Origin of the sequence: Paenibacillus caseinilyticus, from assembly GCF_027533645.1 — a bacterium.
Classification (GTDB): Bacteria; Bacillota; Bacilli; order Paenibacillales; family NBRC-103111; genus Paenibacillus_G; species Paenibacillus_G caseinilyticus.
This window is the reverse complement of sequence record NZ_JAQAGY010000001.1, coordinates 283,690-294,330: the sequence shown is the minus strand read 5'-3', so window position 1 is coordinate 294,330 and position 10,641 is coordinate 283,690. Positions and strand designations below refer to the sequence as shown.

The following is a 10,641-nucleotide window of genomic DNA, read 5'->3' as shown; positions in this document are numbered from 1 at the left end:
TCTGGCTTAAGTCAAGGCCGCTCCTCTGGCACCGGCCGCGAGCCTTGCGGCTTTGCTCCGGATCCAGGCGTAATTGCCGGCTTCGATCTCCTTCAGGTTGATGAGCGAGCTGCCAATCCCGACCCCATAGCAGCCTATTTGTATGTAGTCCCCAATGTTCTCTTCCGTTACGCCGCCTACGGCCATCATCGGGATGTGACTAAGCGGCCCCATCAGCTCCTTGATGTAGCCGATGCCGAGGCTGGCGCCCGGGAAAATCTTGATCGCCGATGCCCCGGCCTTCCAGGCCCGGACGACTTCCGTCGGCGTCATGGCGCCAGGGAAGATCGGAATCTCGCGGGCTACCGCATACCGGATCACATTCTCGTCCGTATTCGGCGTGACGAGATAGGAGGCGCCCGCTTCGATGGCGGCGCGGGCGTCTTCCACATCGAGCACCGTGCCTGCGCCGATATACATCCGCCCGCCGAAGGTCTCCTGCAGACGGGAGATCATCCCTAGCGCCCCGTCCGTGTTCAGCGTCACTTCCATAACAGGTACACCGCCGTCCAGCAGTGCCTCTGCCACATCCAGAATATGGGTTTCTTTGACGCCCCGCACGATCGCCACGATTTTGGCGCTTTCCAGCAGGGCCAAGCCTTGCTCCCGATTCATATATACTCCCCCGCTTTCGCACGTTCCTGGGCACGGATCCCCTCCCCTGCGGGAAGCCGGAACCGATGACCCTACTAGTCTCTCATTATAGCGCAATTTCAGAATTTGCCAATGACCCGGGAGCGGATCAAGGGAGGGGAGCCCGGTCCTTTTTTCACGGAATGTGTGTCAAAATCCGGAGACCCGCTTATACTGTACTATCTCATGGGCATTCGCCCTGGGGGCTGCGTCAGGCGGCAGATGAAGGTGCCGGCGGGTACATACCCGCCAGGACCCGGGAACGGGCCAGGAGGCCGAAGGTCAGGGCTCAGGCCCCGTTACCGGCAGGAAGGGGAGCAGCGCCATGTGGTGGCAGTGGGGACTCGGGCTCTGTATGCTGGCATTCGTTGGGCTTGCCGTGTGTGCGGTTCGTCTCATGCGGGATGCCGGGGTGTCGCTGCGCAGGACGGTCGAGGTGCTCGAAGAGGTCCAGGCGCAGGTGAAGCGCAGCGGAGAGGAATCCGAGCGGCTGCTTCAGGCGTCGACTGTGGTGGTCGAAGACCTGCATCAGCGGATGCGGGCGGCTGATCCATGGATCGAGGCCGCAGCGGAAGCGGGGACGGCGGTCAAGCGGCTGTCCCGCTCGGTGGAGGCGGCTTCGGCGGCGGTAGAGCAGACCGTGCAGGCAGCCCAGCATACGCTGAGCCAGTCCCGGGACACTGTGGGCGACATGGTGGAGCTGACGACCGCCGGACTTCATCTGTGGCAGCGGTGGCAGGCATCCAGGCAGGCCAAAGCGAAGGAGTGTAGTGAACATGACAGCACCGAAAAAAGGTAAAGATTTGCTCGTAGGCGCCGTGGTCGGAACGGTACTGGGAGCGGTGACAGCTCTGTTGTTTGCCCCCAAATCCGGCCGGGAACTGCGCTCGGACATTGCCGAGGGCGCACAGCAGGTAGGGGAGAAGACACAGCAGCTGGCGGCGGAAGTAGCCGAGAAGTCGAAGCAGGTCGTCTCCGTCGTATCGGAGAAGACGCAGACGGCAGCAGGTACGATCTCCCGCCAGACCTCGGAGCTGGCCGGCAAGGCGAAGCTGGCAGCGGTTCAGGTAGGGCAGGCGTTCAAGAAGAACGGCTCCGGAGAAGGCTCGGATGAAGTGGCGGCCGCCCAAGCATCCGTTGCGGCTACGACAGCCGATACCGAGGAGCAGTAATTCCCGGCTTCCTTCGGAAGAGTGAATGCCAAGAACCGGCAGTTCTCCGTGAACAGCCGGTTCTTGGCGTCTACCACTTGGAGGCATCGATCTTACGCGGGTCCATGCCTTCCCAAATATTGCGGATCCCGGCTTGCTCCGGATCGTCGAATACAAGCCAGGCTGTAGGGAGATAGCGTTCGCCGTATTCGCTCGACGGCTTGTTCAGTGGCTTGAGCGCGGCGTCTCCCGGCTTGCCCTTGGTCCCTCCGGCTGCTGCCGTCGTGTCACCGGAGGCGCTGCCGGCCGTTCCGTTATGCTTCGGGTTGACGACAAGCACCGTGGACGAGCCTCCGTCGAGGTTGGCCGCCGTGACGGCGCCATGCTCCAGGAAGATCTGCTGGATGTCGTACAGGCTCGCTCCAATGCTGTGCCCCGGCTGGCGGCCGTCGATGATGGCGAAGAGAATGGTGCCGTCTTCTTTCTGTGCCATAGCGGTACGTGGGGCAATTCCCCAGCCGTCCCCCTGATTCCGGATCTGGCCGACGCCGTTCACGATGAACCGGGGAGCAAAGGTGACCGCCTCCCGCACGTTCATCTCCATGAGCTGGTTGGCTGTATACTTACCGGCAATCATCCGCCCGTCTTTATCAATACCCACGATATGGTTGGACGCGTTCATCCCGCCGTCATTGTAGAAGATTTGGCCTCCTGAGATGACGAGGCCCGTGGGCTGGAACCCGTTGCCTTTCCACTCGGGATCGACGAAGCCGCCTGCGTTCACTCCGGCTATGGCATCGAGACGCTGGACCATCGAGCTGACCTTCTCGCCCTTGCCCTTCGTTCCCGGTACGGCAATCCGCAGTTTCTTGGGGTCGCGTACGATGAGCAGCTTGCCCTTGAAGTTGGTGCCGCTGATCTCCTCAATAGAGATGGGAGGTTGGTCCTCCACCTCGGGACTGACCGTCTCGTCGGTTCCGACATGAACCATTCCCTTGTCCTCGACTTCCGAGTAATGGTCGAACTGGGCCATATAGCGGTTCACCCGTTTGTCGAGCTCTTCGGGACCGATGAGGTACTGGGCCCAATGCCGGTGCTGGGTGGTTATCAAGGTATCCGCCATCAGCATTCGCATCTGGGTGCCGGACGCCGTTAGGAAGAACCACAGGGTTCCCATGGACCCGAAGAGAAACAACAGGGATAACGTATAGAAGAAGAGGGTGAGCCGGGACGACGAACGGCGGATTCTCTTGATTGGTTTCGAAGCGGAGGAAGATCGGGCCGGTGATCGGCCGGATGGTTCGGATAAGGGGAGAGACATGATTCAATTCCTTTCAGAGTAAAAGTGAAGGCTTCTACCCGTATGGACGAAAAAAAAGAAAAGAAAGTTGCAGCAGCGCTGTCTTTCTTCCCTTAGTGCATGTAAAGCTGTCGATTTTCTTTGATCATATTCTCGAACGCGTCGGCCGGAATCGGCTTGCTGAACAGGTAGCCTTGAATTTTGTCGCAGCCTTGCGCCACCAAGAAGTCGAGCTGCTCCTGGGTCTCGACGCCTTCAGCCAGCGACTTGATCTTCAGCCGGTGCGACATGGCGATCAACGCGGTCACAATCGCCGCATTATCTTCATCCATCGTCACGTCGCGGATGAAGGACTGGTCGATCTTCAGCGTCTGCACCCGGAAGCGCTTGAGATAGCTCAGCGAAGAATACCCGGTGCCGAAATCGTCAATGGAGATGCCGACTCCGAGCGCTTTCAGCTTCTGCATCGTCTCGATGATATGCGGTACGTTGTTCATGGCGATGTTCTCCGTGATCTCGAGACAGAGACGGTCGGGAGCCAGGCCGGATTCGGTGAGTGCGTCCGTGACGACCTGCACGAAGTTCATTTGGTTGAATTGAATCGCCGAGATGTTCACCGAGACCACCAGCGGAGGATAGCCGAGCTCGTGCCAGCGCCGGTTCTGCTTGCAGGATTCGAAGAGCACCCAGTTGCCGATCGGTACGATCAAGCCCGTCTCCTCGGCCAGCGGGATGAACTCTCCCGGAGAGACAACGCCCCATTCCGGATGCTGCCACCGCACCAGCGACTCCATGCCGTAGACGCTGCCGTTGCGCAGATCCACGATCGGCTGGTAATGCACCTGGAATTCGCCCCGCTCCAAGGCTTTGCGCAGGTGAATCTCCAGATTCAGCCGGTGCAGCGAGCGCTTGTTCATGTCGGGGTGGTAATACTGATAAGCATTCCCGCCCTTTTCTTTGGACCGGTACATCGCGATATCGGCGTTCTTCAGCAGGGTATCGACTTCCTTGCCGTCGTTCGGATACAAGCTGATCCCAATGCTGGCGGTCACAAACAGCTCATGGCCTTCAATCACAAAAGGATCTTTGAGCAGATGGGGTATCCCTTTGGCGAATTGGGCAGGCTCGTCGGCGTCCGTCATGTTCGTCAGAAGGATGATGAACTCATCGCCGCCGAAGCGGGCGACGATGTCTTTATCTTTGACATAAGCCCGGAGCTTACGGGCCAACAGGCGGAGCAGCTGATCGCCGACGTGGTGCCCCAGCGTATCGTTAATGACCTTGAAGCGGTCGAGATCGAAGAACATGACGGCCATCATCCTGCCGGTTCGCTGGGCTTCGTTAAAATACTGCTTCAGCTTCTCATCGAACATAAGCCGGTTCGGCAGGTCGGTAAGCGCGTCGTGGTAAGCCATATGTTGAATCTTCTCTTCCGCCCATTTCCGCTCGTTCACGGCGCGGATCGTGGCATAGGAACGGAGTAGATGATAATCGTTCGTTTCACTGATAATCTTGGCGAAGAGCTCTTCGGCCAGCTCCGGGTTGTGCTCCGCATAGGAACTGTCTGCCGTCTTGATCAGCTGCACGGCATTCTCTACATGCTCCTTATGGATGCGGGCCGCCGAAGCGGTCTTCGGGTTCTTAGTCCCCGGGGCGTTCAAGTACACGAGTCCCTTGCGGAAATCATACTCTTCGACATGATTCATGTTGACTATGTTGGCGCTGTCGAGCATGCGAAACCCGTCTTCGAATAACCATTCTTCCAGGTTATCGAATGAAAAGTCCAAGTAGAACGCTTCCTCTTGGGTATGGACAATAATCTCGCGTTCGCGGATGCGGTCGATCTTCACTACATCCGTGGCATCAAGGATCAGCACTTCCGAGCCTCTCTTGCCGTCACGCGTTACGGGAATTTTCTGCATTTCTTTTCAGCTCCATAGGAGAAGGATTAGGCTGCCGGCTACCCAGCCGATCAGCCTGGTGATCCGTATGCTATATGTATGGCGTACTTACTTTTTGAGGAGTTCCTCCGGGGTTTCGGGGCGGTGAACAAATATTGAATTTGTATAAGCAAACATGGAAGCAATAATTGTAAGTACTATACTAGCGATCTTTGCAATGTTTCTTTTCATTGTCCCATCTCCTTTCCAAAGAAGCAACTAGCAAGTAACCTGTGTTAGTTAGAGTAAGTGATTGGACAAAGAAAATAACAGATAGCAACGATGATTCAAAAAAAAAATTTATTGATAAGAATGTGATAGTAATTAATTTGAGAATAATATAGTATTTTGGATTTAATCGGGAGACGTTTTCTAAACCTCTTGGAGCGTTATGTATAACTATTATTAAGCTAATTATATTTAATATAATACCAACGTAATAAAAGGAAATGTTTATGTGAATTGAAAAGATTAGTATAATTATGGTAAATATACAACAGGAAAGTGAGGAGTTTAAATGGAACCCCCCACTTATATTTCTTAAAACTAAGAAACAAATAATCGCAATGATCGCTTCGATAAAATGGTTAGTTAAATATGAAACTAACAAAACAGAGATGATAGAAATAACAGTGTTAATTAGTAAGCTAAGGGCATAAAATAAAACCTTTTCAGAAGCCGCTTCCTCGTAATTATTTCGAATTGTTTCTACGCATTTCATTGCGCATCGATCGATCCAATTCATCTTTTACCGGCCTCTCGTAAGTTTCTCTAATAATGTTTTTATTATGTTTATATGCCAATAAAATACCTATTAAAAACGTAACTGCCAATATACTAATAATCACCATACTTATAGATTTATTATTGTAAAAAGATATCAATTCAATTTGAGCCAATATTAATCCAAGAATTAATATAGAGGCAATTAAGAAGTTGTAGCCTTTAAGTGCGGTCTTTGAGGATAAATTTTTTGTTTTAAAGAGAAAGCCAATCTTTCGTTGTTGTAAAAAGTAAATTATTGCCCAGATTAGTAAAGCAGTAATACATTGAATCATGGTAAGTGTTAAATCTGATTCTTGTATCTGCTTTTCATCAAATAAGTTCATGGACTTCCCACTAAAAACAACGGCTAATTCAATCAATAACCCGGCAGTATAACCACAAAAGCTAACAAGAAGTGAATAAAAGAAAGGAATCCTATATACAATCATTATGAGTATGACTTCAATGGAAAGAGCTGTTAGGATAGCGAATATACCCATTTGAGGTATATCTCGAAAAAAGAAAGATACAAAAGACATCAGAAATGCAATTCCTATTATTTTGGGTAAATAATAATAAAACTGAAAGCGGAACATTGATAAGGCTAATGCAATTAGTGCCACAAATTCAATCGTCCCGAAAAAAACATTTATTGCAAAGCCCATATGAATTTGGCTCCCCTGTTTGTAGAAATTGTATTCATAAATTATAACAAAGATATAGGTATGTACGTGGTCATTTACTATGAATTACATTAAATTCAAGTTTAATATACTTTCTAGTCTCAGACAAGTTTTTTTGTCGAAAATTGAAGGCTCAGATAGTAAATCAGTTTTTAATGCTATAAACGATGATTGTAATAACATTTATTGAAGCATGTACAAAAATTGTGGATGCTAGAGCATGCGTCTTGTGGTACAACCAACAAAAAATATAGCCAATAAGTAGGTAAGGTATCAACCGATAAGTATTAAAATGAAGTATTGCATAAAGAACTGATGAGCCCAGTGCTGCAAAGTGGAAATTAGTGCATTGGAGTAATGTAGTAAATATTATCTTCCTGAAGATAATCTCCTCGACAATGGGGGCTACCAAAAGTAGGTGTATTGTTATAATCGGATATTGTGTTAAGAGGTTCTCCGTCTCGGTAGTAGATGAGCCAATTATTAAAGTTCCTACTGCTTGAATAATAAGAATATTTTGTAAAGCTAGATAACCCTGCGTATAGAGAGTTTTGTTTTTAAGTAAATTTAAGTCGTAAGATATCCAAAGGTCGCTCAGCAAGTACAATGTAAATACCAAAAAAATAAGCGGTCCCAAAGTGATAATATATTTATTCGATAGTGAAATATTATTTCCAAGCAAATTAAAACTTATATAAAACCCCGTGAGTAACACATATTTCTTATTAGCACTCATTTGTCTATCCTCAAATAAATTTATTTATTCCACTAGTCGTTTCTTTCCCTCTTATACATCCAAATCAAAAGATAGAGTAGAGCTACAACAAGAAATGCTAAATTGATCAAAAGAAACTGATCAAGGTGGAATATTACCATACTTAATGCGGCCATGTAGAAGAAAGCTGGGACCAGAATATAGCTTATTTGAGAATTGGCATTTGAGGGGCCGACATGTCTTTGCCGGACATGGATAAATGTAAAGCCAAGTCTTGTCTTATGGAGCAGCCATGCAACCAAATAATTCAACAAGCCTATTGTAGTACCTTGTATATAGTTATATTCTTGCATGCCTTGCAAAAAACGGTCCCAATTCATATTACTTAGAAGAGCCATTAATGTCAGTTCCACGAAGGCTGAGAAAATATAAATAGTAACACAAATAATGGTGGAGTGCAGTAAACTCAAGCGTAATATCAAATAAAAGCAGAGAATTAAAAAGATAGGTTGAATTAGTGTCATAGCCGGCTCTAAGAACGTGTTATGAACGATGAGAGAGACTGTGGACATAACAAGGGTACTGATAAAAATACTTTTATAATAGGGATTTACTTTTTGCCTGAATAGGGATAGTCCTAATATAAACAGCGATGGCCATAAGATAAGGATATTAATAACAGAATGAATTACTATTTTCAAAAAATCTCTCCTTTTAACATTAGCATAGTTACTCTGACATCTCTTTCCTATAGAACTGGTATAGAATAAAACCGATGGTCACAAATACGATTGATACAGAAGGAATAACTGTTTTATGTGATAAAAAAAGTGACGCGGTAGCTGTACATACACTTAACAGACAAGCAATTGTAATGGGGAGTAAATGAGAAATGTTACTTTTCCTCGTATAAAATGAAATGAAAGAGAATCCTAGACGGTATTTATGCAAGACGGACGCAGTAATAATATTCACAATGGTTAGGAACAAGAAGGGAGGAAGCACGCTGTCCCTTGCCAGAATGATAAAAGAGCTGTCAGTAAGTTGGCTTAGAAAAATATAAAAAATAACTTCGGCGAAAAAATTGAACACATAATATGATACGAATACGATAAGAGAATGGGTGAATTTTATTCTAAAGATGCGCCAAAAACAGAGTAAAGTAACAAGTGGCTGTACTACGGCAATTCCCAGAGGAATTTGTCCTGACTGTACGATGTATGTGATATTAGCCATAATCAGGGAAGAAATTACAATGTTTGATAGGTATGGTTTTACTTGTTGTCTGAATAACACCAAGGATAAAGTGAATGCTGTAGGCCAATAGAACAGAAAAGCCACTATAAATATCCACGAAGACTCCAACGCCAACCTAGATCCTCCTCAGTCCATAATCTCCGCTCGGTAAGCTAATCGAATAATCCACAGCCAAACTAAGGTTAATGCGAACCCAATAAAAATCATTACGAAAGTATTCAGGAAATACATAGCGAAGCCAACAATTCCAAAGATAGCGAAAGCAGCAAGCAAGAAAGCCAGCATCTGGTCCGAGAATTTCTTAAAGCGTGCATGGGAGGGGGGGACCTCAATAAAAGTGAATCCTAGTCTATATCGCTGTAAAAACCAAATCAACATAAAATTCCCAATAAGAAGAAGGACGCCCACGGAAACAAGGTCATCTTTGACCATATGATGAACTACGCGATCCCATAAGAAGCTGGTCATTACAAAATTAAAGAATAGTTCAAAAAAGATATTAATAGGATAGTACAGAACAACCATGAGGATGGAGTGCCACCATCGAAAACGAAAAATAAGCCCGTAGCAGAGAACTGCGCCGACGGGCTGAATGATGGATGTGAGGTAGGCTTTGTCAAGTAATTGTAGAAGCACGGAGATGAAGGACAATGGAAGCACGGAGATCATAAGGGGAGCTATGAACGAAGCAATGCGCAATCGAAACAAAGCGAGCCCCAAAGAAAGCAGAAGTGTCCATAAAATTAGATAAAACCCGGAATAAAACAATGCAACACCTATCATTTCCTTAACTCCTTGCTGCAAGCACCTATCCCTTTTGATTTATATGTTTTTCTCTGCTGTTGTGAAGGAAGCTTTCTTGCCGGCTTTGCCGAATGTGAATTCCAGGCTGCGCTGGGTATTGTTGGCTGTGTAACGGTTGATGAGGTCGTGGTACTTCCGCTGGCGGATCGCCGAGATGGTGACAAAGACTCCTTTGCCTTCTTCATCGAAGAACAGCTTGCCTTTGCGTTCGTCGTAATGGCGGATATGGTGCAGGTTCACGTAGAGGTCCGCATCCATTTTTTTGAAACCGTGTTCATCGAGGGTATCCAAGAATGTGCTGAAATCCAGCAGGGAGTCGATGCTCCAGGCTAATCGGTCGGCGTCCGTGTGGTACGTAATTTCTTTCATGCCGATTTCGATAAAGTAAACTTGGGTGAGGTCAAGGTCCGGATAGCTCCGAGTTACCACTGGGGCGACATCATCGCTCATCAGGTGTCCTGCTTTGATCATGAGTTCCGTATAGGGATATCCGTAAGCGGCGGAGAGCTTTTGGAGCGTGTCCGGCGACGGCGTAATTTTGTCGTTAGTCGATCGGTTGCGTTCCAGTTCAAGGTCTCGTATGTACGCGTGCGACAATCCGCTTTTTCTGGCTGCTTCCCTTAAAGACATGGAACCTCTAAGACCCTCTAAGAATTTACCGAAATCAGGAATAGGCTGTCCCATCCTGTTCACTCCTCTCCTGTCCTATTGTACCGGACAAACGTTCGAAATGAAATAGCTTTATAAAAAAATCTTTAATGTACTGAAGTAAGTCTTGACTGTTTGTAATATCAATAATACATTAGAACTAGTATACTTTGTGTAAAAAAAGGGGGGACAACTAATGAGAGATAAGATCATGAACCGATGGAGTACTTACGAACCGTTCTACGTTCCATTCAATGGCTATAAAGTGGCGGATATTGTGATTACGAGCCATGCGCTAAGCCGGTGGACAGAACGCGTAGAAACGGAACAAGGCGGAATTGAACATATCTGTTCCTTCTTATGGGACAAAATGAAGAATGACAACATCCAGCCTTATTATGCCAACGAGAAAGATGTATACCTGATTGATGAAGATTTGGTGATGGTTGCGGAGTTTGTGGAATTGAAGGAGGAGACGGACATCGCGGGGAATCCCCTGCACAAAATGATTGTGGTTACCTTCCTTGGACGCGTATCCCAAGATATTCAGCTGCGCGACCTGAAGGCGTACTATTCCTGGCTCCGCCATTCACGCCGGATGACGCTCGTGAAGCACGGGAGGAAGAGAAAATGAACAAACCCTGTAGACAGCCCTGAGAGATCAGGGCTAAACCAGTTCATATCGTGTAAGACCGGCCTTCTGGCG

At 47.7% G+C, this 10,641-nt stretch carries 12 protein-coding genes; 3 read left to right on the top strand and 9 right to left on the bottom strand.

The features are described from left to right. Positions 1-6: 6 nt before the first annotated feature. The gene (locus O9H32_RS01320; protein ID WP_269863911.1) at positions 7-654 is read right to left on the bottom strand and encodes a bifunctional 4-hydroxy-2-oxoglutarate aldolase/2-dehydro-3-deoxy-phosphogluconate aldolase; all 648 of its coding nucleotides are present in this window, start codon (positions 652-654) and stop codon (positions 7-9) included. Between the two features lie 343 nt (positions 655-997). On the opposite strand from O9H32_RS01320, the gene O9H32_RS01315 reads away from it, so the two are divergent. Continuing rightward, positions 998-1,471 carry a DUF948 domain-containing protein gene (locus O9H32_RS01315; RefSeq protein ID WP_269863910.1) on the top strand — a complete coding sequence of 158 codons (474 nt, stop codon included), beginning with the start codon at positions 998-1,000 and terminating at the stop codon, positions 1,469-1,471. Continuing rightward, a complete protein-coding gene (locus O9H32_RS01310; protein WP_269863909.1) occupies positions 1,449-1,844 on the top strand; it encodes a YtxH domain-containing protein in 396 nt (131 codons plus the stop codon). Before O9H32_RS01315 ends, O9H32_RS01310 begins: the two co-directional genes overlap by 23 nt. A gap of 70 nt (positions 1,845-1,914) precedes the next feature. Here O9H32_RS01310 and O9H32_RS01305 read toward each other — a convergent pair whose 3' ends face one another. The 8 genes from O9H32_RS01305 to O9H32_RS01280 form a co-directional block, all read right to left on the bottom strand. Then, positions 1,915-3,144: a phosphodiester glycosidase family protein gene (locus tag O9H32_RS01305; RefSeq protein WP_269863907.1), complete on the bottom strand. Its 1,230-nt coding sequence runs from the start codon at positions 3,142-3,144 to the stop codon at positions 1,915-1,917. 92 nt (positions 3,145-3,236) lie between these two features. Next, positions 3,237-5,045, bottom strand: coding sequence for a putative bifunctional diguanylate cyclase/phosphodiesterase (locus tag O9H32_RS01300; protein WP_269863906.1), 1,809 nt, complete (start codon positions 5,043-5,045; stop codon positions 3,237-3,239). Between the two features lie 87 nt (positions 5,046-5,132). Continuing rightward, positions 5,133-5,255: a cyclic lactone autoinducer peptide gene (locus O9H32_RS01295; protein ID WP_269863905.1), complete on the bottom strand. Its 123-nt coding sequence runs from the start codon at positions 5,253-5,255 to the stop codon at positions 5,133-5,135. Continuing rightward, positions 5,227-5,784, bottom strand: a complete 558-nt coding sequence (locus O9H32_RS32830; RefSeq protein WP_406627238.1) for an accessory gene regulator B family protein — start codon at positions 5,782-5,784, stop codon at positions 5,227-5,229. The genes O9H32_RS01295 and O9H32_RS32830 overlap by 29 nt, the downstream gene beginning before the upstream one ends. Next, the gene (locus O9H32_RS01290) at positions 5,756-6,493 is read right to left on the bottom strand and encodes a hypothetical protein (RefSeq protein WP_269863904.1); all 738 of its coding nucleotides are present in this window, start codon (positions 6,491-6,493) and stop codon (positions 5,756-5,758) included. The genes O9H32_RS32830 and O9H32_RS01290 overlap by 29 nt, the downstream gene beginning before the upstream one ends. 163 nt (positions 6,494-6,656) lie before the next feature. Next, on the bottom strand, positions 6,657-7,247 hold the full coding sequence (locus O9H32_RS32825) for a CPBP family intramembrane glutamic endopeptidase (RefSeq protein WP_406627237.1): 591 nt from the start codon (positions 7,245-7,247) through the stop codon (positions 6,657-6,659). A 1,362-nt stretch (positions 7,248-8,609) separates the two neighbouring features. Then, positions 8,610-9,266 (bottom strand): hypothetical protein, encoded by a 657-nt coding sequence (locus O9H32_RS01285; RefSeq protein ID WP_269863903.1) that lies wholly within the window; start codon positions 9,264-9,266, stop codon positions 8,610-8,612. A 39-nt stretch (positions 9,267-9,305) separates the two neighbouring features. Further along, complete coding sequence (locus O9H32_RS01280) at positions 9,306-9,917, bottom strand: helix-turn-helix domain-containing protein (RefSeq protein ID WP_269863902.1); 612 nt, start codon at positions 9,915-9,917, stop codon at positions 9,306-9,308. Between the two features lie 214 nt (positions 9,918-10,131). Between O9H32_RS01280 and O9H32_RS01275 the strand changes: the two genes are divergently transcribed. After that, complete coding sequence (locus O9H32_RS01275; RefSeq protein ID WP_269863901.1) at positions 10,132-10,569, top strand: hypothetical protein; 438 nt, start codon at positions 10,132-10,134, stop codon at positions 10,567-10,569. The last annotated feature ends 72 nt before the right edge of the window (positions 10,570-10,641 follow it).